General features: G+C 68.9%; 19 protein-coding genes, 1 tRNA gene and 1 pseudogene. 11 read left to right on the top strand and 10 right to left on the bottom strand.

What is annotated here, in order from left to right; translation table 11 throughout:
• Positions 1-3: 3 nt before the first annotated feature.
• Positions 4-481: pseudogene (locus ACZ5RK_RS10225) on the top strand (Uma2 family endonuclease).
• Positions 482-524: 43 nt separating this feature from the next.
• Here the strand turns inward: ACZ5RK_RS10225 and ACZ5RK_RS10230 are convergent.
• On the bottom strand, positions 525-1,565 hold the full coding sequence (locus ACZ5RK_RS10230) for a quinone-dependent dihydroorotate dehydrogenase (protein ID WP_464909076.1): 1,041 nt from the start codon (positions 1,563-1,565) through the stop codon (positions 525-527).
• 92 nt (positions 1,566-1,657) lie between these two features.
• Here ACZ5RK_RS10230 and ACZ5RK_RS10235 point away from each other — a divergent pair, with 92 nt between their 5' ends.
• Positions 1,658-2,179, top strand: coding sequence for a hypothetical protein (locus ACZ5RK_RS10235; protein ID WP_464909077.1), 522 nt, complete (start codon positions 1,658-1,660; stop codon positions 2,177-2,179).
• Positions 2,180-2,245: 66 nt separating this feature from the next.
• Positions 2,246-4,630 (top strand): endopeptidase La, encoded by a 2,385-nt coding sequence (gene lon / locus ACZ5RK_RS10240; protein ID WP_464909078.1) that lies wholly within the window; start codon positions 2,246-2,248, stop codon positions 4,628-4,630.
• Here the strand turns inward: lon and ACZ5RK_RS10245 are convergent.
• Entirely contained in the window at positions 4,627-6,312 is a 1,686-nt protein-coding gene (locus ACZ5RK_RS10245; RefSeq protein WP_464909079.1) for a hypothetical protein, read from the bottom strand. The two genes, lon and ACZ5RK_RS10245, sit on opposite strands and share 4 nt — an antisense overlap.
• Positions 6,313-6,479: 167 nt before the next feature.
• On the opposite strand from ACZ5RK_RS10245, the gene ACZ5RK_RS10250 reads away from it, so the two are divergent.
• Genes ACZ5RK_RS10250 through ACZ5RK_RS10275 form a run of 6 tightly spaced genes read left to right on the top strand, consistent with a single transcriptional unit; the run spans position 6,480 to position 12,963 of the window.
• A complete protein-coding gene (locus ACZ5RK_RS10250) occupies positions 6,480-7,286 on the top strand; it encodes a hypothetical protein (RefSeq protein WP_464909080.1) in 807 nt (268 codons plus the stop codon).
• Between the two features lie 47 nt (positions 7,287-7,333).
• Complete coding sequence (locus ACZ5RK_RS10255) at positions 7,334-8,077, top strand: hypothetical protein (RefSeq protein WP_464909081.1); 744 nt, start codon at positions 7,334-7,336, stop codon at positions 8,075-8,077.
• An 11-nt stretch (positions 8,078-8,088) separates the two neighbouring features.
• The gene (locus tag ACZ5RK_RS10260; RefSeq protein ID WP_464909082.1) at positions 8,089-8,772 is read left to right on the top strand and encodes a hypothetical protein; all 684 of its coding nucleotides are present in this window, start codon (positions 8,089-8,091) and stop codon (positions 8,770-8,772) included.
• A 56-nt stretch (positions 8,773-8,828) separates the two neighbouring features.
• A complete protein-coding gene (locus ACZ5RK_RS10265) occupies positions 8,829-9,611 on the top strand; it encodes a fimbrial biogenesis chaperone (RefSeq protein WP_464909083.1) in 783 nt (260 codons plus the stop codon).
• A gap of 12 nt (positions 9,612-9,623) precedes the next feature.
• On the top strand, positions 9,624-10,100 hold the full coding sequence (locus ACZ5RK_RS10270) for a hypothetical protein (RefSeq protein WP_464909084.1): 477 nt from the start codon (positions 9,624-9,626) through the stop codon (positions 10,098-10,100).
• A 1-nt stretch (position 10,101) separates the two neighbouring features.
• A complete protein-coding gene (locus ACZ5RK_RS10275) occupies positions 10,102-12,963 on the top strand; it encodes a COG1470 family protein (protein ID WP_464909085.1) in 2,862 nt (953 codons plus the stop codon).
• Here the strand turns inward: ACZ5RK_RS10275 and ACZ5RK_RS10280 are convergent.
• Positions 12,960-13,517, bottom strand: coding sequence for a molybdenum cofactor guanylyltransferase (locus tag ACZ5RK_RS10280; RefSeq protein WP_464909086.1), 558 nt, complete (start codon positions 13,515-13,517; stop codon positions 12,960-12,962). The genes ACZ5RK_RS10275 and ACZ5RK_RS10280 overlap by 4 nt on opposite strands.
• 137 nt (positions 13,518-13,654) lie before the next feature.
• Between ACZ5RK_RS10280 and ACZ5RK_RS10285 the strand changes: the two genes are divergently transcribed.
• Entirely contained in the window at positions 13,655-14,380 is a 726-nt protein-coding gene (locus ACZ5RK_RS10285; protein WP_464909087.1) for a sulfite exporter TauE/SafE family protein, read from the top strand.
• Here the strand turns inward: ACZ5RK_RS10285 and ACZ5RK_RS10290 are convergent.
• From ACZ5RK_RS10290 to ACZ5RK_RS10315, 6 genes are all read right to left on the bottom strand, one after another.
• Positions 14,377-15,291, bottom strand: a complete 915-nt coding sequence (locus ACZ5RK_RS10290) for an FAD-dependent oxidoreductase (protein ID WP_464909088.1) — start codon at positions 15,289-15,291, stop codon at positions 14,377-14,379. The two genes, ACZ5RK_RS10285 and ACZ5RK_RS10290, sit on opposite strands and share 4 nt — an antisense overlap.
• A gap of 4 nt (positions 15,292-15,295) precedes the next feature.
• Entirely contained in the window at positions 15,296-15,628 is a 333-nt protein-coding gene (locus tag ACZ5RK_RS10295) for a hypothetical protein (protein WP_464909089.1), read from the bottom strand.
• Positions 15,629-15,637: 9 nt separating this feature from the next.
• A complete protein-coding gene (miaB, locus tag ACZ5RK_RS10300) occupies positions 15,638-16,960 on the bottom strand; it encodes a tRNA (N6-isopentenyl adenosine(37)-C2)-methylthiotransferase MiaB (RefSeq protein ID WP_464909090.1) in 1,323 nt (440 codons plus the stop codon).
• A gap of 83 nt (positions 16,961-17,043) precedes the next feature.
• Positions 17,044-17,120, bottom strand: a tRNA-Met gene (locus ACZ5RK_RS10305).
• Between the two features lie 43 nt (positions 17,121-17,163).
• On the bottom strand, positions 17,164-17,613 hold the full coding sequence (locus tag ACZ5RK_RS10310; protein ID WP_054647327.1) for a YbjN domain-containing protein: 450 nt from the start codon (positions 17,611-17,613) through the stop codon (positions 17,164-17,166).
• A 178-nt stretch (positions 17,614-17,791) separates the two neighbouring features.
• Positions 17,792-18,904: an NAD(P)/FAD-dependent oxidoreductase gene (locus tag ACZ5RK_RS10315; protein ID WP_464909091.1), complete on the bottom strand. Its 1,113-nt coding sequence runs from the start codon at positions 18,902-18,904 to the stop codon at positions 17,792-17,794.
• 74 nt (positions 18,905-18,978) lie between these two features.
• Between ACZ5RK_RS10315 and ACZ5RK_RS10320 the strand changes: the two genes are divergently transcribed.
• Positions 18,979-20,469, top strand: coding sequence for an NADP-dependent isocitrate dehydrogenase (locus tag ACZ5RK_RS10320; RefSeq protein ID WP_464909092.1), 1,491 nt, complete (start codon positions 18,979-18,981; stop codon positions 20,467-20,469).
• Between the two features lie 63 nt (positions 20,470-20,532).
• Here ACZ5RK_RS10320 and ACZ5RK_RS10325 read toward each other — a convergent pair whose 3' ends face one another.
• Positions 20,533-22,320, bottom strand: a complete 1,788-nt coding sequence (locus tag ACZ5RK_RS10325) for a ribonuclease catalytic domain-containing protein (RefSeq protein ID WP_464909093.1) — start codon at positions 22,318-22,320, stop codon at positions 20,533-20,535.
• Positions 22,321-22,346: the final 26 nt, after the last annotated feature.

Genomic DNA, 22,346 nt, shown 5'->3' on the forward strand with positions numbered 1-22,346 from the left:
GGCGTGCTGAAGAAGCTCCTGGAGGCAGATGCCATCGGCCTCAGGCTGGAGTGGGTGGGGGGCTTCCCCTCTGGGAGGCCCACCCCACCTACCGGCACCAGAAGGCCGTGGACCGCATTCGGCAAAGCCTCCGCCCCAAGGAAGGGGCTTCCTGCCCCTGCGCCCACGTGGCCGAGGTCTACGTGCGCTTCCTCAACGGCTCCTACAAAAGCCCGATATCGCCATCTTCTGCCGGGAGCCCGAGGAGCTGGACGAGGCCATCACCCTCCTCCCCGAGGCGGTGGTGGAGGTGGTAAACCGGGGCTACGAGGCCAAGGACCTGGAAATCGGCCCCCGTTTCTACCTCTCCCAGGGGGTGAAGGACGTGGTGGTCTTTGACCCCTACACCCTTCTCGTCCTCCACCTGCGCCGGGACGGGGCCTCACGCTACGTTTCCCCCGTGGAGCTGGAACTCGAGGCGGGCTGCCTCCTCACCGTCTGAACCCCGTACGGGCTCGCACCCCCGTGGGAGCCCGGACCCCGGCTCACGAGCGGCGAAGCTCCCTCAAGGAGGAGACGCCCTCCGCCTCCATGAGGCGGAGAAGCCCAAGGAGTAGCCGCCTGGGGAAAAGGGGACCCCCGTAGACGAAGCCGGTGTAGACCTGGACCAGGCTCGCCCCGGCCTTAAGCCTCTCCCAGAGGTCCAAGGGGGTCTCCACCCCGCCCACGCTCACCAGGGCCAGGCCCTCCGCGCCCTCCGCCAGGTGGCGGAGGACCTCCAGGGCCCTTCCCTTTAGGGGCCTTCCCGAAAGCCCCCCAGCCTCCTCGGCCAGGGGGCTTTTTAGGCCCTCCCGGGCGAGGGTGGTGTTCACCGCCACTAGGCCCTCCAGGCGGTGCTTCTTCGCCAGGAGGAGGACCTGGTCCAGGGCCTCAAAGGAGAGGTCCGGGGCCACCTTGAGGAGGAGGGGCTTAGGGGTGGCCGGGCGCAGGCGGGAAAGAAGCTCCTCCAGGAAGGGACCTTCCTGCAGGGCGCGAAGCCCCGGGGTGTTGGGGGAGCTCACGTTGAGGACGAAGTAGTCCCCCAAAGGCTCCAGGATGCGGAGGGCTTCCAGGTAGTCCTCCGCCGCCCTTTCCAAGGGGGTGTCCCGGTTCTTCCCCAGGTTGACCCCCAAAGGGAGGGGAAGCCCCCTTTGGCGGAAGCGCTTTAGCCTCTCCGCCGCCGCCAAGGCCCCCTGGTTGTTGAAGCCCATCCGGTTGATGAGGGCCCGGTCCTCCACCAGGCGGAAGAGCCTCGGCTTTGGGTTTCCCCCCTGGGGCCTCGGGGTGAGGGTCCCCACCTCGGCGAAGCCAAAGCCCAGGGCCCACCAGGCCCCAAGGGCCCTGGCGTCCTTGTCCATCCCCGCGGCGAGGCCCAGGGGGTTGGGGAAGGAAACCCCAAAGGCCTCCACCCTCAGGCGGGGGTCCTCCACCCGGAGAAGCCTCGCCGGAGCCTCCAAAAGAGGCCCCCTTTCCGACCAGAAGGAAAGGAGCCTCAAGGCGAGCTCGTGGGCGCCCTCGGCCTCCAGGGCGAAGAGCAGGCGGTGCATGGCCCCATGCTACCCGGGGGACGGGGGCTGGGGTTAAGCGCCCCGGAAGGGCCTTGTTGCAAAACCGAGGAGCGGGCACATAGGATGGGCCCATGCGCCCTCGGTCCTTGCTTCCCCTGGCCTTAGGTGCCCTTCTCGCCGCCTGCTCCCCCAGCATTACCATCCGCCTTCCCGACCAGACCGTGGAGGTGCCCGTCCTGGGCGACACCGTGGGCAAGGTGGTTTACCCGGCCGAGCCCCGGACCTTTACCTCCCCCGGGAGCGTCCTGAAGGACGTGCGGGTGGCGGGCACCCTCGAGGCCAGCCAGCCCCTCTTCCTCACCCTGGACCTCTACGCCCGCACCCAAGACCCCGCCCAAGACCCAGGCTGCCAGCCCCTCGGCGACCTCACCACCCCGTACGCCTACGCCTGCGCCGTGGGCGCCGAAGACGGCTTCATAGGCGAGGCCAGCTTCCAGGGAACCTCCACCCCCCTCTCCCTGAATGGCCCGAAGCTCACGGAGGGGCTGCAGCAGGGGAGGCTTTGGCTTGGGGTCAAGGTCCAGGGCCTCCCCGCCGCCCGGATCACCTTCACCTTCAAGAACCTGCGGGCCACCTTCACCCTGGGCCTTTAGCCCGCCCAAGGCCTTTGTGCCCCAGGGCCCCGAGGCCTTCCCCCTTGGGCGGTATCATGGGGGTAGATGAAGGACGCCTTGCGCTTAGAACTGCCCGTCTTGCCCCTCAGGAACACCGTCATCCTCCCCCACACCACCACGGGGGTGGACGTGGGCCGCATGAAGAGCAAAAGGGCGGTGGAGGAGGCCCTCTCCGCCGACCGCTACATCTTCCTCGTGGCCCAGAAGGACCCCGAGGTGGACGACCCCACCCCGGAGGACCTCTACGCCGTGGGCACCCTGGCCGTGGTCAAGCAGGCCATGCGCCTGCCCGACGGCACCCTGCAGGTGATGGTGGAGGCGAGGAGCCGGGCGAGGCTTCTCCAGTACGTGGCCGCCCCCTACCTCCGGGCCGTGGGAGAGGCCCTCCCCGAGCCCCCCTTGCAGGACCCAAGCCTCGCCCGGGTCCTGGTGGGGGAGGTGCAGGAGGCCTTTGAGCGCTACCTGCAAAACCACAAGACCCTCCGCCTGGACCGCTACCAGCAGGAGGCCATCAAGAGCACCCTGGACCCCGCCCTCCTGGCCGACCTGGTGGCCCACCACGCCACCTGGCCCCTGGAGGACAAGCAGGACCTCCTGGAAACCCCCCAGGTGGAAGAGCGCCTGAAGAAGGTCCTGGCCCTCCTCCTGCGCGACCTGGAGCGCTTTGAGCTGGACAAGAAGATCGCCGCCCGGGTCAAGGAGCAGATGGACCAGAACCAAAGGGAGTACTACCTCCGGGAGCAGATGAAGGCCATCCAGAAGGAGCTGGGGGGCGGGGAGGATTTTCTCTCGGAGATAGAGGAGCTGAGGGAGCGCATAGAGAAGAGGGGGATGCCCGAGGGGGTGAAGGAGAAGGCCCTCAAGGAGCTCAAGCGCTTAGAGCGCATGCAGCCGGGCTCCCCCGAGGCCACGGTGAGCCGCACCTACCTGGACTGGCTTCTGGACGTGCCCTGGACCGAGGCTGACCCCGAGGTCTTGGACATCTCCCTAACCAGGCGGGTTCTGGACGAGGACCACTACGGCCTGAAGGACGTGAAGGAGCGCATCCTGGAGTACCTGGCGGTGCGCCAGCTCACCCAGGGGAAAGAGGTCAAGGGCCACGCCCCCATCCTCTGCTTCGTGGGGCCCCCCGGGGTGGGCAAGACCTCCCTGGGCAAGAGCATCGCCCGCAGCATGAACCGCAAGTTCCACCGCATCTCCCTGGGCGGGGTACGGGACGAGGCGGAGATCCGGGGCCACCGCCGCACCTACATCGGGGCCCTTCCCGGCAAGATCGTCCAGGGGATGCGGCAGGTGGGGGTGGTGAACCCCGTTTTCCTCCTGGACGAGATTGACAAGCTCTCCTCCGACTGGCGGGGGGACCCGGCGGCGGCCCTTTTAGAGGTGCTGGACCCCGAGCAGAACCACACCTTCACCGACCACTACCTGGACGTGCCCTACGACCTCTCCAAGGTCTTCTTCATCACCACCGCCAACACCCTCTCCACCATCCCGAGGCCCCTTCTGGACCGGATGGAGGTCATTGAGATCCCGGGCTACACCCTCCCCGAGAAGCGCGCCATAGCCCGCCACTTCCGCTGGCCCTTCCAGGTGAAGGAGGCGGGCCTCGAGGACAGGCTGGAGATCACCGACCGGGCCCTGGACCGCATCGTCCAGGAGTACACCCGGGAGGCCGGGGTGCGGAACCTGGACCGGGAGCTCTCCAAGGTGGCCAGGAAGGCCGCCAAGGACTACCTGGAGAAGCCCTGGGAAGGGGTGCGGGTGGTGGACGCCGAGGACCTCGAGGCCTACCTGGGCGTGCCCAAGTACCGCCCCGACCGGGCGGAGAAGGCCCCCCAGGTGGGCCTGGCCCAGGGCCTGGCCTGGACCCCCTACGGGGGCACCCTCCTCACCATTGAGGCCGTGGCCGTCCCCGGCACGGGCAAGGTGAACCTCACGGGGAACCTGGGGGAGGTGATGAAGGAGTCGGCCCACGCCGCCCTCACCTACCTTAGGGCCCACCGGGAGGAGTGGGGCCTCCCGGAGGGCTTCCACAAGGACTACGACCTCCACATCCACGTGCCCGAAGGGGCCACCCCCAAGGACGGCCCCTCGGCGGGCATCACCATGGCCACCGCCCTGGCCAGCGCCCTCACCGGCAGGCCCGTGCGCATGGACATCGCCATGACCGGGGAGATCACCTTAAGGGGCAAGGTCCTCCCCATCGGCGGGGTGAAGGAGAAGCTTTTGGCCGCCCACCAGGCGGGAATCTACCGGGTCATCCTCCCCAAGGAGAACGCCCCCGAGCTCAAGGAGGTGCCCGAGGAGGTCCTTAAGGACCTGGAGATCCTCTTCGTGGAGGAGGTGGGGGAGGTCCTGAGGCTTCTCCTCCTGCCCCCCCCGCCCCCTCCCTTCCCCGCCGACAGGCCCCAGCCGGGGGCGGGGGCTTAAAGCTCCACGGGGACACCCAAAGGAGCGAGAACCTCCTGGTGCCTTCCCGGAACGGCTTTCAGGACCTCTAGGTGCAGGGAGGCCACCCCTGGGGTGGCGAGCTCTAGGGTGTAGCTCCCCGGAGGAAGGAGAAAGGAATAGTCCAGGACCTCCTGGGGCAACACCGTGCCCCAGAAGAAGTGGGCGGGGGAGGCCACGGGCAGAAAGAAAACCTCCCGCTCCTCGGAGCGCAAGGACAGGGGGCTGGCCTCGAGGCTGGCCCCGAACCCCAGGGGAAGCTCCTGGTAGAGGAAGCCCTGCAAGCGCACCACGCCGGCCTCCCCCAGCTCAAACCCCTCTCCCGCCCGCCTTCCACCCCAGGACACCAGGACCACCTCCGGGGCCCTTTCCAACGCCCGCCTGGCCCCAAGCCCCACCCGCACCTTAGGAAGGGGCTTGGGGCCTTCCAGGTCCAAGGCCATGGCTCGCCGCCACCCCTTAAGGGCCCGGGCCAGGCCGGTCCGGTCCACAGGCTCCCCTCCCCGAAGGCGGTGGTAGGCCTCGGCCACGGGGTCGCCTGCTTCTCGAAAAGCCTCGGCCAGCCGCAGGTGCCAGCGGGCCTGCTCCCCTGCAGCCAGGCCCGCCGTCAAGTAGGGTCGGAACTCGGGCTCGCTGAGCCAGTAGCGCCCCTCAGCGAAGCAGAACCAGCCTCGGTGTTCCAGCTCCTCCAAAGCCGGGGTCCAGCCCAGGGCCCCGGCGGCCTCCGGGGACCAGGGCCCGGGGTGGAGGGCCAGCACCTCCAGCGTCCGGCGGACTTCCTGGGGCAAGTGGCGGGCCTCGAGGGCCACCATGGCCCGCACCCGCTGGGGAAGGGCCTCGGGGTTCCCCATGGCCAGGAGTTCCCGCAAGACCTCTACCCGGCCACCGCTTCTCAGGTAGAAGCGGGCGGCCTCGGCGAAGGGCAGGTGGCGTAAAGGCCCCCCTACCGCTTCCTGCCAGGAGAGGCGGGGAACCCGCTCCACCAGGGTCATCTCCGCGGGAAAGCGAGCCCTAAGGGCCAGAAGGAAGGAGGGATCCTCCCCAAAGCTGGAGCGGGCCACCACCAGGACCTGCCCGGGGGTGGGTTCCAGGGCAAGGGCCGCCTCCTTGGGGGGTAGGGGGTCGCTAAAGAAAAAGACGCCGCGCCCCGGCCCAGAGCCCCGCTTCCAGGGCAGGCCCAGCTGGGCGGCCAAGGCCCGGGCCAGCTCCTCCCGGCCCGAGCCCGGGGGACCCACCAGGACCACCAGGGCGGGAGGCCTGACCCCCCTCAGGCGCTCGGGGAAAGGGAGGGTTTCCTCCCCCGACCCCAGCCGGGCCCGCAAGGCCTGGAGCCAGTCGTCAAAGGCCGGGGAGAGGTCCTCCAGGCCCTCCAGGGGATCGCCGCCCCCCGGGGTGCGGTCCAGCTCCACCCCGGGGGGCAGAGAGAGCACCGGGCCGTGGAAGGCCTCCTTCCCCAGGAAGGAGCGAAGGTGGGTGAGCTCCGCCCGCAGGTTCTGCGAGGCCGCCCCGTGGCCCCAAAGGAGATCGGCGAGGCGCTCCCTGCGGGCGGGGCCTTCCAGGGCCAGGTAGTAGAGGATCCCCAGGGCCTTGCGCCGCAGGGGGAGGGCCCCAAGGGGGCCCTCCGCCCGCGCTGGGCCGTAGAGAAAGAGGCGTACCCGGATCACGGAGCACCTCCGTTAAGCCAGACGTTAAAGCGGCGTTAAGAAGGTGAGCTCAGGCCTACCTTAATTTAACACCTCCCCTGTAAAAGCCGTGTCAAAAATGACCCCTCCCCTTTACGCCCCCTTCACGCCCCTCCTCCTAACCTGGCGGGCAGAGGGAGGTGAGAAGGATGAGGCTTGGGTCCCTAGGCCTTCTGGCGCTCCTGCCCCTCCTCCTAGGGGCGGTGGGACCCCAGGCCTCGGTGCGGGTAGAAGTGCGAATCCCCGAGCGCGCGGCCCTATGGTTGGAAGGCCCGGACCTCGGCCCCGGCGGGGGCCTGGGGCGCTTCCTCTGGGCGGGAAGGGGCGGGGGAAGCCCGGCCCAGCCCCCCTACTGCCCGAGGGACCCCCTGGACCCCAGCCTCTGCCTGAGGGACCCGGTGGTGGTCTTTGACCTCAGGTGCGCCACCTTGGGCCCCGTCCCCCCTCACTGCGCCGCCCTCTACGGCGGGGACGGGCGCTTCCTGGACGAGGAGGGGCGCCCCTACCCCCCCTATCTCCCGGACGGGGAGGGGCGGGTCATCCCGGGGTCCAAGCGCTTCCCCCAGTTCTTCGTCCACCCCTCCATGCGCCTCCACGTCTTCACCCAGAGCCAGCGCTGGGCCCTGGAAGTGGCCTTTGAGGTGGAGCCCACGAGTCCGGAAGGGGCGGTGCTGGACGCCAGCCACTTCGCCGTCCACTCCATCCTCACGGGCCGGGGCGGGGTACCCCCCACGCCCCACTGGAAGTGCCTGGCCTACCACCCCGACTGGGACCGCCCTCCTTCCCACCTCTGCCCGGCCCCCGCGGGGCCCCAGGGAGGGGTGCTCCTGGAGGAGGTCACGGACCACCCGGGCGGCTGGCAGTCGGTCACCCTGGGGATCAAGCTCCGCTTGGACGGCTCCGAGGCGCCGGGCGAGTACGAGGGTCAGCTGGTCTATACCCTGACCCTCCTATAGGCGGCAAGGCACAAGGCGACCGGGCACGGCAAGAGAGGTGACGGAAGATGCGGAACAAGGTTCTTTGGCTTCTGGCCCTGGCTTTTCTAGGCGGCATGGCCCTGGCCCAGGTGGGCTTCCCCTCGGAAGGGGACCTGGACGGCACCGTGGAAGAACTCTGGGACGAAAACCACGACCAGGCGGCGGTGAAGGAGAAGGTGCGGGTCATCATCCCTCCCCGTTACGCCCTGCACCTCACCGAGGACGAGTGGAACTTGGACTTGAATAGCCCGCAAGAAGCCCCATCCCCCTATACCTACGACCCCAATAACCCCACGCCCCCTGCGGAGGGGTGCTACCTGGTGCCCAAGGCGGTCAAGACCCTCTCCGACCTGCAGAACTACCTCCTCTCGGGTCGCGTCCTCCGGCCCATCGGGGCCTACCCCGCCGCCAAGGACTACGACGGGGACGGGAAGCTGGAGGACGACGAGAAGGGCACCCTCATCTGCATCAACCAGAAGGTCCTGCAGAAGTTCTCCAATGACCCCGATGGCTGGCAACTCTCCGTAACCGTCACGGGCACGCCCGCCAGCGGCTTCGGCTACTTCGGCCTGGCCGACTTCATCGGCATGGTGCCCATGGGCGGCTTCGTCACCAACTCCCTGCCCTCTGGCCCTCATGTCGTGGCCTCCAACACCGGCCCCACGGGCGGCTGGCTGGACGACACCATCGTGGAGAGCTTCTGGTTTGACGGCTCCGAGCTGGACGGCACCTATACCCTCAACGTGACCTTCACCCTGGCAGGTCTCTAAGGAGGTGAGCGATGAAGAAGCTGATCCTTTCCCTGAGCGCCCTGGTCCTCTTCCTGGGCCTGGCCCTGGCGGGCGAGAGCTACGACGTGGACGACAGCCAGGCCACCGTCACGGAGCGCATCAACCTCACCATCCCCCAGCGGGTGGCCCTGCACCTCACCGAGGACGAGTGGGTCCTGGACCTCAATACCCCCCCTCTTGGCAATGGCGGTGAGGGGTGCTTCCTGGTGCCCAAGGGCTTCTCGGGCTCCCTCGAGGACGCCCTGAGCGCAGCCCTGGACGGCGAGCTCACTCCCATTGACACCTACCCCGCCATAAAGGACATGGACGGGGATGGCTCCATTGAGGCCGGCGAGAAGGGCACCCTCATCTGCATCAACCAGAAGGTCCTGCAGAAGTTCTGCAACAACGGGGATGGGTGCGAGCTGGACCTCAAGGTGACCCGTACACTGGGCGACCCCACCTACGGCAGGCTGGGGGTACGTGACGAGGCCCCCGATATCGGCCACTCCAGGTTCGTAGAGATCATCCCCGGCACGAACGACGACGGCGACCCCTTGGAGCTCTTGAAGAGGGTGGGAGAGCGCCTCCCCGGCTGGCTGGACGACACCATCATAGAGGCCTTCTGGTTTGACGGCTCCGAGGTGGCGGGCACCTACGAGTTCAACTTCCTCTTCCAGCTCGCGGCCCTTTGAGGCCCCTTACCCCCCGGGGCTTTCCGCCCCGGGGGGTCTTCCCCTAGACTCTAGCCATGAAAAAGCTCCTCGGGCTTCTCATGCTCGCCTCCTTGGCCCAGGCCCAGACCGGGGTGGGGGTTTCCCCGCCCCGGGTCCTCCTGCCCCTGGCGCCCGGGGCCAGCACCACCCAGACCGTGACCGTGGACCACCCGGGCCGACAGGGGACCCTCCAGGTGAGCGTGGTCCTTTCCGACGTCCTTCTGGCCCCGGACGGCCGCCCCCTCTACCTGGACCCTGGAAGCCACTCCCGGAGCCTGGTGGGGTGGCTCTCGGTCTCCCCCCTGGAGTTCCTCCTGCAACCCCAGGGAAGCCAGGAGGTGCGCTACACGGTGCGGGTGCCCCCGGAGGCCAAGGAAGGCACCTACTGGGGCATCGTCTTCTTTGAGTCGGGCCCTGCCCAGGGACGGGAAGGTGGCCAGGGCATCGGCATCCGGGTGCGCACCCGGGTGGGGCACGTGGTCTACGTGGACATAGGCCGGGTGGAGCGCTCCGGCCGCATCCAGGGGGTGCGGTACCGCCCCCCCCTGGGGCGGGAGCCCGCGACCTTGCAGGTGGTCTTCCAGAACACGGGAAACGGGGTCATGCGCCTCACGGGCCGGGTAGAGGTGCGGGACGCCCAAGGGAAAACCGTGGTCCAGGCCGCCGTCCCCGAGACGGCCAGCCTCCCCGGGGCCACCCACGAGGTGCCCGTACCCCTGGAGAAACCCCTTCCCCCCGGGCGGTACGTGGTCCTTGCGGTCCTGGACTACGGCGAGGCCCGCCTCATCGCCGGGGAGTCGCGGCTGGAGGTGCGTTGAAGGAGGTGGATTTTGCGCAAGGCAACGCTTCTGGCCATGGGGATGGCCCTCTTCGCGCTGGCCCAGGTGCCCGTGGGGGTCAACCTTCCCGAGGGAAGCGCCCTCTCCCTAAGTGCCGAAGAGGTGGTCTTTGACCTGGCCCAGAAAGGCTACCCCCCGCCCACCTTTCCCTACCCTTACGACCCCACAAGCCCTCCGGGCCCCCTCACCCTGAGCGTCTTCAGCAACGTGGAGGGGGGCTGGGCGGTGGAGGTCCTGGCGGAGCCTTTGGTAGCCGAGGGAGGGAAGGTCCTCTCCCCAAGCCAGCTGGAGGTGCGGGTGGACGGGGGCCCGTGGACGGCCTTAGGCCCTAGAACGGTGCTGGTCACGGGAAGCGGCCCCTCCGGGGGGTACCGGCGGCACCTCTTGGAGTTCCGCCTGGTCCTCACGGGAAGCGAGGCCCCGGGGGTCTACCGGGGAAGCCTCGTCTTCACCCTAAGCCGCCTGTAACATGCGGCCTCTTCTGCCCCTCGTGGCGGCCATAAGCCTTGCCTTGGCCCTGGAGGTGCCGGAGCGCCTCGAGGCCAAGCGAGGGGGCTTCCTCTCCATTCCCGTGCGGGGGGAAGGGACCATCGCCGCCCAGGCCCCCGAGGTCTTTCTGCCCCTCACGGGAGCGGTGGAGGGGGAGGGGCTTCTCAACTTCCTGGTGCGCCCCGAGGCCCGGGCCGGGGAATACCGGGTGCGGGTGCGGGACACCCGGGAAGAGCGGGAGGTAAAGGTGCAGGTCCTTCCCGAGGCAGGCCTGGCCCTCAAGGTTCCCCCGGGAGGCACGGGAGTGGAGGGAGAAACCCTCACCTACACCCTCTTACTGCAGAACATCGGAAACGCCCAAGACCGGGTGCGGCTAGAGGTCCGCTCCCTCCTCCCCTACCGCCTGGAAAGCGCCCTGGTAGAGCTGGAACCCGGGGAGACCAAGGAAATCCCCCTCGAGTTCACCCTCACCGGGCGCAACCGGGACACGGCCACGGTCCTGGCCTACTCCAGCCTGGACCCCGGCCTTCGCACCTATGGGGTCATTGAAACCGTCATCCTGCCCTTCGCCGGGGCGGAGAACCTGGGGCGGAACAGCCTGCGCTACCGCTTCGGCCTCCGGCTGGCCTACGGACAGGGGGAGCTGGGTTACGCCGTGGCCCTGGGGCTTTCCGGGAGCCTCTCGGACTACGTGGGGCTCGCCTCGGGCCTGGAGTGGGGCAAGGAGGCGGTGAAAGGGGAGGCCTTTCTGCGAGGCGAGGGCTTCTCCCTAGGCTTCCGGGGGTACGGAGGCTACCTGCGCCTGGAGGGGGAGTGGGGTCCCGTGCAGGCCTACTACGCCTTCGGAAGCGTGGCCCCTACCCTAGGGGTCCTCTACCAGGAAGGACCCGCCCGGCTCGGCCTCACGGTAAGCGCTCTTGCCCAGCGCCTGGACCTGGGCTATGCCCTTAGGGAAGGGACCCTCACCCTCACCCCCTACCTCGCCCTGCGGCGGCGGGCGGATCCGGAAGAGGTGCGGGTGGGGGGCGGCCTCGAGGCCCGGGTGGAGGAGCGGGCCTTCAGCCTGGCGGGGCGGCTGGAGTACCTGGAGGGCCCAGCCCTCCGGCTCGGCGGGGCCACCCGGGCCCAGGAGCCCTGGGGGCTCAAAGGAGAGGTGGCCTTCCAGGGGGGCACCTTCCAGGGAAGCCTGCAGGGGAACGTGGCCCTCACGGAGGAAGTGCGGGCGGGTGTCTCCCTCACCGCCAGCCCGTCTCTGGGAGGGCGCTTCGGCCTGGAATACCGGCCCCTGCCCCTGCCCCTCACCCTGCGGGCAGGGGTGGGTTACCAGGGGGGGCCCGCCGCCGATTTGGGCTTCCGCCTCCGCCTGGACGGGTTAGAGCTGGGAGGAGGTCTCTCCTATCTGGTCCAAGGGGCCGCCTCCCTCCTCTACCTGGGCTACCGGGAGCGGGACTACAGCGTGCGGGCCGCCCTCTCTTTCTCCCCCACCGCGAGGACCCTTCTCTTGGCGGGGGAAGGCCGCCTGGAAGGCCTGGAGGGAAGCGCCCAGCTGGGCTATGACTTTCTCGCCCAAAAGCCCGAGGCCCAGGCCGCCCTCCTCTACCGCCTGCCCGAGGGGTTCGGGCTGGGCCTCCTCGGGGGGTACCGCCAGGGGGTGCTCTCCTGGCAGGCCCTAGGGGTGATGGAGGTCAAGGGCGGCTTCAACACCCCCGAGGAAGTGGTCCAGGCCTTTGGAGGCCGGGCCACGGGGTACGTGGAGGGGGTGGTCTTCCACGATCGTAACCGGGACGGGGTGCGCAACCTGGACGAGCCCCCCCTCCTTGGGGCCCGGGTGCGGGTGGGGGCCCTCGAGGCCCAAAGCGACGCCGGGGGCCGCTACCGCTTGGAGCTTTACCCCGGGGTCTACCGCTTGGAGGTGGGGGGCCTGGAGGCCAACCTGGCCCTACGCCGCGTAGTGGAGGCCCGGGTGGAAAAGGGGAAAACCCTACCCCTAGACCTGCCCATGGAGACCGTAGTGGGTCTTCAGGGACAGGTCTACCTGGACGAGAACCGCAACGGCCAGCGTGACGAGGGGGAAGCCATAGTCCCCTACGCCCGGATACGGTTGCAGGGCCCCGAGGTCCGCACCGCCCTGGCGGACGGCCGGGGTAGCTTCGTGGTGGGTGGCCTCCTCCCGGGGCGGTACACCCTGAGCCTGGACCCCAGGAGCCTGGGGCGCCTGCAGGAGCCTGGGGAACCCCTGGTCCTGGACCTGGAACCCGGCCCCATGCCCCAGGTGGCCCTGGCGGCCAGGCCGGTGGTGCGGGAGGTGGTGCGCACCCTCACCGAGGAGACCCTGGGGGTGGTCCTCCTCCCCCTTCCCTCCTCCCTCCCCCCGGGAGCAGAACTCCCCCTCAGGGCCCAGGTGCAAGGAAGCCCCGAGGGGGTGGTGGCGGAGGTCTTGGGGCGCACCTACCCGCTGGCCCCCCTGGAAGAGGGGATCTGGGGTGGGTATGTGCCCGTGGCAGGAGAGGGCATTTTAGAAGTGCGGGTGCGGGCCTTTAGGAAGGGGGAGGAAGCGGAAGCCGCCGCCCTCATCCCGCTGCGCCCCGGGCCCTTGGCTACCCTCGCCGCCACCCCGGCCCTAGTGGACCCCGGGGAGGAGGTGCGCCTCGAGGCCCGCCTCCTGCGCCGGGCAAGCCGGGTGGAAGTGCGCCTTGGTCCCCTCATCGTTCCCTTGGAAAAGGTGGACGACCTCACCTACCGGGGAAGCCTCCTCGCCCCCAAGACCCCCGGGGCCTACCCGCTGGAGCTTTACCTGGACGGGACCCTGGCCCACACCGTCCGCATCCGGGTGCGGGACTAGGGAAGCTCCTCCTTGCGGTTGGCGTTGAGGAAAAGCCTTTCCCCGAAGCGGGCCACCACCTCCTCTGCGGGGATGTAGGTGGCCCCCAGGGCTTCCATCACCCGCCTGAGGAGGAAGTCCCCCTCCCGGATCTGCCTTTCCACCTGGGGTAGGCAGTCCCGGTGGTAAAAGGCCATGAGGGGCTCCAGGTGCCCCTCGGGGCTAAAGGGCACCACCACGGGGTAGGGGGAGGACCGGGCCTTCTCGTAGAGAAAGTCCCAGTACTCCCGGGTGAGGAAGGGCAGGTCGGTGGCCGCCACGGCCACCCAGGGGAAGCGGGCGTGGTGGAGGGCGGAGTGCAGGCCGGAGAGGCTATCCGCCCCCGGAAGGAGGTCGGGATAGACGGGAACGCCAAACCCGGGGTAGGGCCGGTTGGCCACGACGAAGCGCTGGGAGGCCCCGGAGAGGCTTTCCAAGACCCTCGCCAAAAGGGGCTTTCCCTCGTAGACGAAAAGGGCCTTGTCCTCCCCGAAGCGCCTCGAGGCCCCTCCTGCCAGCACCGCCCCCGCGTACACCCCTTAGCTTATCCCCTTCCCCAGAAAGAGCGGTGGTAGAGTTTCGGAGGGGTGAGAAGCATGACCAAAGGGGCCATTCACATCCTTCGCGGCCACGAGGCCAGTCTGAACACCGAGGGCCACCTGGAGGACAGGTCATGAACCCCGTGGTGGTGGGAGGGCTCTTTCTGTTGGCGGTGGTTTCGGGGATGCTGGGCTTGGGCGTGGCCTTCGCCGCCGTGCCCTTCCTCGGCCTCTTTCTCCCCGACCTGGTGCACCAGGTGCAGCCCTTGTCCCTCCTTCTCAACGGCATCACGGCCTTTTTCTCCGTGGTGGGCTTCGCCCAAAGCGGCCTGGTGGACTGGCGCAAGGCCCTGCTCCTGGCCTTGGCCACCACCTTGCCCGCCCCCCTGGGTTCCTGGCTGGCCCAGGAGGTGGAAGCCCGCTTCATCTGGTGGATCTACCTGGCCGCCGTAGCCTACCTGGCCTACAACCTCTTCCGCCCAGTGCGAGGCGGAACCCCCAAGGAGCGCTTCGGCCTGGCCCTGGCCCTGGCCGTGCCCATCTCGGTGCTGGCGGGCTTCCTGGGGGTGGGCCCCGGCTTTCTCCTCATGCCCACCCTGATCCTCACCGGCCAAGACCCCAAGAGAGCCGCGGCCATCAACGCCGTGGCGGTGACGCCCCCTTCCTTCTCCGCCCTCTTCCCCCACCTGTCCACCGCCCGCCTGGACCCGGGCCTCACCCTAGCCCTGGTGCTGGCGGGGGCCCTGGGGAGCTACCTGGGCTCCCGCATCACCAGCCTCTTCGTCCCCCCGGGCCGCCTCAAGCAGCTCTTCGGCCTCCTCATCGTTCTGGTCACCCTCTACAAGGTAGCCCAGCTCTAAAGCCCTAGGGCGATCCTCTCCGCAAGAAGAGGGGCGTAGAGGAAACCCGTGGAGCCAAGCCCCGTGAGGGCGAACCCGCCCTCCACCGGGAAGAGGTAGCCCAGGCCAGGGCCCCCATCCTGGCCCCGCCAGGACGGGGTGGGATGGGGTCCCAGGCGAAAGCGCACCCCACGCCAAGCGGAGGCCACCCGGGGACGGTAACCCACCAGGGCTTCGGCCCCTCGGAGAAGCCATTCCACCTCCCCCTCGGTGGGAGGAGGCAGGCGGGGGTTTTCCTCGTGGGGCAGGTAGCTTCCTCCAAGGGCGGCCCCCGCCAGGTAGACCCGGTAGCTTAAGGCCCGGGGAAAGTAGTCCAAAAGGGTGAGGACCAGGCCGGGGGTGTGCCTCCCCTGAAGGCCGAGAAGGTGGGCCCCCCGGCCTCCCCCGGCGTAGACCAACACCTCCCCCCGCACCCTTTCCCCACCTGCGAGGCGAAGGTAAGGGGGCTCCCACCCCAACACCCGCCCCCAGAGGAGAGGAAGCCCGTGGGCGAGGCGCGCCAAAAGGGGTCTGGGCTCCAGCCAAAAGGCTTCCTCCAAAAGCACCCCCTCCCCCTCAAAGCGGTGCCTGAGGCCGGAAAGCCTCCCCGCCACCTTGGGGCGCTCGGCCTCGGGCACCGGGCGGAAGACCCCGAGGTGCAGCTCGGCGAAGCGGCCGTAGAAGGCGAGGGCCCGCTCCAGGGCCTCCTCCCCTTTCTCCGCCAGGGTGAAGCGCCTGCCCCTCAAGGGGTTCACCAGGGCCACGGGGGGACGGCTCGCCTCCCCCAGGGCCTCGGCCACCACCAGGACCTTGCGCCCCTTCTCATAAAGGAGGCGGGCCAGGGTGAGCCCCGCCACCCCGGCCCCCAGAACCACCACCTCCGCCTCCCGCATGGGTCTAAAAGCGGTACCCCTCCCCCTCCTTCCGGCAAAGGCCTCGCTCCCGGAGGCCCTCCAAGAGCTCCCGGGCCTTTTCCTCCGGCAGGAAAGGGGCAAGGTCCCGGGGAAGCAGGTACCCTCCCCGCCGCCAAGCTTCCTTCATGGCCAGGCGCTCCAGGGCGGGCCTCGAGGGTCCCCGCCGGAGCACCCCTTCCTGCCAGCGGGCCACCCCGCCGTAGAGGAGGCCTGCGAGGCCCAGGGCCAAAACCAGGCCCACCCCGGTGAAGCGGAATCCGGCGAAGACCAGGAGGAAAAGGGCCAAGGCCACCAGGAGGGGGAGAAGGGGGCGCACCCTCACCCCCTAGGCCAGGGGAAGGGGAATGGGAAGAGGCGCCTCAGCCCCCACCACCTCCCCGAAAAGCAGGTGGGGCGTGGCCTGCTTGACCTCCACCCGGTAGAGGCCGGGCACGGGGGCCTGGGAAGCGGGGAGGAGCACGGGGTGGTTCCCCCGGTCGTGCCCCTGTACATACCCCTCCTCCTTGGCCGCCCCCCGCACCAGGACCTCCACGGTCTTCCCCACCCACTCCAGGTTCCTGCGGTAGCTCCACTCCTTCTGCTTCTCAATGAGGCGCTTCAGCCTTTCCACCTTCACCTCCCGGGGCAGGTCCTGGAAGTGCCTGTAAGCGGGGGTGCCGGGGCGGGGGGAGTAGATGAACATGTAGGCCTGGTCATACCCCACCTCGTCGTAAAGGGAGAGGGTCTCCTGGAAGTCCTCCTCCGTCTCTCCGGGAAAGCCCACGATGATGTCGGTGGAAAGCACGGCATCGGGGAGCACCTCCCGTATCCTCCGGATCCTTTCCAGATAGTGGGCCCGGCGGTACTCCCGGGCCATGCGCCTCAGGACCCGGTCCGAGCCGGACTGGACGGGCAGGTGGATGTAGCGGGTGATGGCCGGGGTCTCGGCGATGGCCTCTATGATGTCGTCGGTGAAGTTCACCGGGTGGCTGGTGAGGAAGCGCACCCTGGGAATGCCCATCCGGCCCACCATGCGGAGGAGCTCGGCGAAGCTGGGAAAGCCCGGCTGGTCCTTGCCGTAGGAGTTCACGTTCTGGCCTAAGAGGGTGACCTCCACCACCCCCGCCTGCTTGAGAAGCTCCATCTCCTTGAGGATGAGGTCGGGGTGGCGGGAGACCTCGGGGCCGCGGGTGGTGGGGACGATGCAGTAGGTGCAGTGGTGGTTGCACCCCCGGATGATGGTCACATGGGCGGAGAGCGCCCCCTTGGGGGGCGGGGGGATGTAGTCCAGGACGTCCTCCCGGAAGGTGAGGTCAAAGAACCTCTCGTTGGCCTTCAAGGCCTCAGGCAAGGAGGTGAGGGCCCCGGGGCCCAGGAGGATGTCCACCCCGAACTTCTTGGCCATCTGCTGCCCCTCGTCCAGCTGGGCCAGGCAGCCCATCATGCCGATGAGGAGGCCCCGCCTCTCCTTCTCCTTCCGGAGCTGGCCCAGAAGGGAGCGCACCTTCTCCACGGGCTTGCCCCGCACGGCGCAGGTGTTCACCAGGACGAAGTCCGCCTCCTCCACCGAGTCCACCAGCTCCCACCCAAGGCTCACCAGCTCACTTTGCACCAGGTGGGAGTCGTACTCGTTCATCTGGCACCCGTAGGTGATGATGTGCGCGCGCATACGCCTCCAGAGGCCACCGGGGGGATCCCGGGCCCGTTTCCTTAGTGTAGCAAGAAAAACCCCGCCTCGAGGGCGGGGTTTCCTGGTGGCGGCGGTGGGACTCGAACCCACGACACCACGATTATGAGTCGTGTGCTCTGACCACCTGAGCTACGCCGCCCGGCGCCAGGCAACCCCCATCATAGGGGAGGGAAGGCCCAGGGTCAAGGCTCAAAGCCGATGAAGTCCATGAACTCGGGAAGGATCTCCTCGGCGAAAAGGGCCAGAAAGGCCTCCACCGCCCCCAGGCTCACCCCGCCCGTGAGGTCCAGGTCGGACTCCACCCAGGCCGTACCCTCCTCGTCCAGGAAAACCCGGCTGAAACGGTGGTCCCGGTTCCACTGGTTGAGGAGGGAAAGGGCCGGGGGTTCCTCCAAGGTGAAGCCTGCGCTTAGGGTGAGCACCCCGCAACGCTCCTCCCGGCAGAAATCCAGGCTGAGCCAGACCTTCTTCAGCTTTGCCATCTCCAGGCGGTACACTCCGGTGTCCGTGCGCTCGTAGGCCACCTTGGCCCCTCGGAGCACCCCTTCCAGCACCCCCGGGGTCAGGTCCTTCACCACCCCCTGAGCCAAGGCCAGACCCAGCACCACCCCCACCACAAGGAATACCCGCACGGCGATCTCCTTCCCGTCCCGAGGGACCGACCTGAGTATACCCCTGCGGGGAGGGGGGCCCCCAGCCCTTCCCCAAATGCCCTTTCTCCCTGTTCCCTTCGCTCTAAGGCTCCAGGAAGCCTGCCTAGGAACCTTTTGCCGGGGCCCCCAGGCTGGCTTGCGCCAGCATGGGGTGGTATCAGACGATGCCCCGCTCCTTGAGAAGCCTCCCCCCCTGGAAGCGCCGGAGGCGGAAGGGCGTGAGGTCCAGGCTCTGGGCCCTCCCGTGGACCACCTCCTCCGCCATGAGGCGGCCCACCATGGCCGCCTGCTGCACCCCGTGCCCCGAGAAACCCGCCGCCACCAGAAGCCCCTCCTCCACGAAGCCCAGGATGGGGTTGTGGTCGGGGGTCATCTCGTAGTAGCCCCACCAGCTCGCCCTTGGGTCCAGGGAAAGCCCCTCCAGGAAGGGGAAGCGGGCGAGGCCCGCCTCGAGGGTGGGAGAGAGCCACCCCCAGTCCACCCCCTCCCGGAAGCCCGGGGGCTCTTTGGGGTTGGAGCGGCCGAGGAGGAGGCGGGGGCCTTCGGAGCGCAGGTAGAAGCCCGTGGCGAGGTCTATGGTGAGGGGGAAGGCGTGGGGAAAGGGCGCGGGGGCGGTGGCGAAGACCATGCGGCGCACCGGGTAGATGGGGATCTCCAAACCCAGGGCCCGGGCCACCTCCCCCGTCCAGGCCCCGGTAGAGAGGAGGAGGTAGGGGGCCTCGTACCGCCCCTTAGCCGTCTCCACACGCCAAAGCCCCCCCTCCCGCCGGGCGGAGAGGAAGGCTTCCGAAAAGCGCACCTCCGTCCCCAGGCGCCTCGCCTCCCTGAGGTAATAGGCCGTGGCCCCGTGGGGGTCTATGACGCCGTCCATGGGGCCAAAGGTGGCGTAGGCCAGGCCCTCTTCCCTGAAGGGCACCTTCTTCTGGGCTTCCCCCAGAGAAAGCTTTTCCACGGGGACCCCCAAGGCCTTCTGCACCTTAAGGGCCTCTTCTTGAGCCTCGGCTAGGCCCTCGGGCACCAGGAAGAGGTAGCCCGTGGGGCGGTAGGCGGCCTCGGGGATCTCCCGGTACTCCAGGATGGAGTGGTAGGAGAGGAGGACGTTCAAGGGCTCGGAGAACTGCACCCGCACCCCCGCGGCGCTTTTCCCGGTGGAGCCTTGGGCGAAGGTGGCCTCCTTCTCCAGGAGGAGGACCTCAAGCCCCCTCTCCGCCAGGCGGTAGGCCGAGGCCGCCCCCACGATCCCCGCCCCCACCACGACCACCCGGGCCACGCCCCGAGTCTACAGGGCCTCAAGCCCCGTGGTGTAGTGTAAGGGGGGGCGATTCCGCCCCCGGAGGTGAACCCATGCCCCTGATCACCACGGAAACCGGCAAGAAGGTGCACGTCCTCGAGGACGGGCGCAAGCTCATCACCGTCATCCCCGGGGACGGCATCGGACCCGAGTGCGTGGAGGCCACCCTCAAGGTCCTCGAGGCGGCCAAGGCCCCCCTGGCCTACGAGGTGCGAGAGGCGGGGGCGAGCGTCTTCCGGCGGGGCATCGCCTCGGGCGTTCCCCAGGAGACCATTGAGTCCATCCGCAAGACCCGGGTGGCCCTGAAGGGTCCCCTGGAAACCCCGGTGGGCTACGGGGAGAAGAGCGCCAACGTTACCCTAAGGAAGCTCTTTGAGACCTACGCCAACGTCCGCCCCGTGCGGGAGTTCCCCAACGTCCCCACCCCCTATGCGGGCCGGGGCATTGACCTCGTGGTGGTGCGGGAGAACGTGGAGGACCTCTACGCCGGGATTGAGCATATGCAGACCCCGAGCGTGGCCCAGACCCTCAAACTCATCTCCTGGAAGGGCTCGGAGAAAATCGCCCGCTTCGCCTTTGAGCTGGCCCGGGCCGAGGGGCGGAAGAAGGTCCACTGCGCCACCAAGTCCAACATCATGAAGCTCGCCGAGGGGACCCTGAAGCGGGCCTTTGAGAAGGTGGCCCAGGAGTACCCCGAGATAGAGGCGGCCCACATCATCGTGGATAACGCCGCCCACCAGCTAGTGAAAAGGCCCGAGCAGTTTGAGGTGATCGTCACCACCAACATGAACGGGGACATCCTCTCCGACCTCACCTCGGGGCTCATCGGGGGCCTGGGCTTCGCCCCCTCGGCCAACATCGGCAACGAGGTGGCCATCTTTGAGGCCGTCCACGGTTCCGCCCCCAAGTACGCCGGGAAGAACGTCATCAACCCCACCGCGGTCCTCCTCTCGGCGGTGATGATGCTCCGCTACCTGGAGGAGTTCGCCACGGCGGACCTCATAGAGAACGCCCTCCTCTACACCCTCGAGGAGGGCCGGGTCCTCACAGGGGACGTGGTGGGCTACGACCGAGGGGCCAAGACCACGGAGTACACCGAGGCCATCATCCAGAACCTGGGCAATACCCCAAGGAAGACCCAGGTGCGGAGCTACAAGCCATTCCGCCTGCCCCAGGTGGACGGGGCCATCGCCCCCATCGTCCCCCGGAGCCGCCGGGTCGTGGGGGTGGACGTCTTCGTGGAAAGCGACCTCCTGCCCGAGGCCCTGGGAAAGGCCCTGGAGGCCCTCGCCGCGGGTACCCCCTTCCGGCTCAAGATGATCTCCAACCGGGGCACCCAGGTCTACCCCCCCACCGGCGGGCTCACGGACCTGGTGGACCACTACCGCTGCCGCTTCCTCTACACGGGGGAGGGGGAAGCCAGGGACCCGGAGATTCTGGACCTCGTAAGCCGGGTGGCGAGCCGCTTCCGCTGGATGCACCTGGAAAAGCTCCAGGAGTTTGACGGCGAACCCGGCTTCACCAAGGCCCAAGGGGAAGACTAAGGCCACCCCGTGCCGGCCTGGGCCGGCACGGGGCCCGGCATGACCCCCACCCCGATGCGGCGCCTAGACCAGGGCGAAGCGGGCCTCGAGGGCAGGCAGGTTCGCCTCCAGGAAGCGGAGGCGGGCCTCGGCGTTCAGGGGGAGGGCCTTGGGCAGGGCCACCTGGGCAGTGAGGCCGAGTTCGGGGAGGAGGAAGACCCCCTGCCCGCCCCGCCTTTCCACCAGGACGCCAGGCCCCTCATATCCCTCCTCCATCAGGTAGAGGAGGGTCCAGTGGAGCTTGCTCTTCCTCTCCGCCTCCCGCACCAGGTCGGCCACCGCCTCCGCCGCCCCCACCCTTTCTAGGACCTCGGCCTGGGAAAGGGGCCTTTCCCCCTTAAGCCAGGCCCGGAGCTGCTGGTGGGCCACCAGGTCCAGGTACCGCCTTAGGGGGCTCGTCACCTGGGCGTAGAGGGGGAGGCCGAGGCCCTTGTGGGGGGCGGGGACCGCCTTGAGCTGGGCCCGCCTCAGGGCCTTCCTCTGCTCCCACATGGCGGCGAGGCCCTCCCCCTCCACCCGCCTCGTGGGGGCTTCCTGGGTGGCGAAGGGGAAGGGGAGGCCTTCCCTAAGGGCCAGGTGGGCGGCGGCGTAGCCCGCAAGGAGCATGGCCTCCCGCACCCAGACCCGGCTTTCGTAAGGGGGCAAGGGGGTGATCCGGATCGCTTCCCCCTCCACCCGCACCTTCACCTCGGGGAGGCCGATCTCCAGGGCGCCCTGGGCGAGGCGCCGCGCCCGGAAGGCCTCCGCCAGTTCCCTAAGGGGCCTTAGGGCCTCCACCCCCAGGGCCTCCCGGTAGGTGAGGCGCCTTACCCGCACCCAGGAGGGGTAAAGCCTCTCCTCCAGAAGCTCCCCCTCCTCCGCAACCCAAAGCTCAAAGGTGAGGGCCGGGGAGACCTCTCCTAGGCCCAGGCCCAGAACCTCGGTGACGGCCGAAGGAAGCATGGGCACCGTCCCCTCGGGGAGGTAGAGGTTCGCCCCACGGCGCAGGGCCTCCTGGTCCAAGGGGCTTTCCGGGGGCACCAGGGCCGCCACGTTGGCCACGTGGACGAAAAGCCGGAAACCCCCCTCCACCCGCTCGGCGTAGAGGGCGTCGTCCGGGTCCTGGCTCCCCTCGTCGTCTATGGCGAAGGCAGGGAGGTGGGTGAGGTCGGTCCGCTCCTCCTCGGGCAGGGGGGGGACGGGGAGGTCTGGGGGAAGCAGGGGGAGGCCAAGCCGCCTCGGATGGGGGTTTTGCCTCTTCCAAAGGCCGAGCCTGAGGAGGAAGGCGTGGGCGGCCTCGGGGGTTTCGGGATGGCCCAGGGCTTTGAGCACCGGGCTCTCCCTCCTCTCCCCGTAGGCCAGGGCCTCCACCTCGGCGAGGAGGGGGCGGTCCTCCAGGGTGGGGCTTCCCTTCCTTAAGCGCTCCAGGGCTTCCTGGAAGGCCCTTTCCCGCTCCGCCCGCCGCCTCTTCTCCTCCTCCAGGGCCACAAGCTCCGCCCGGGTGCGGGCCCGCACCCTCTCCCCTTCCAGGAGGAAGCGCTCCCCCTTCTGGGCCAGAAGGTAGGCCCCGTAGGCGGCCTCGGGGGTGTAGGCCCCGTAGACCAGCTCGGCAAGCTCCCTGAGGCTCACCGTCTGCCCCTCCAGAAGCTCCCAGGCGGCCTCCTCCTCCCCTTCGGGCACCTTTAGCTCCAAGGAGGCGGGCCCTGGGTGGAGGAGGAGGACGTCCTTGGGACGCACCCTCTGCCTCTCGCCCCCGGGAAGCTCCAGCTCCAGGCGGCCCCCCTTCTCCTCGGCCAAGGCGGGCTTGCCTTTGTAGATGACGAGCGCGGCCACGCCCCTCAGAATACCGCCCGGGTATA

The organism is Thermus kawarayensis JCM 12314, from assembly GCF_055393575.1.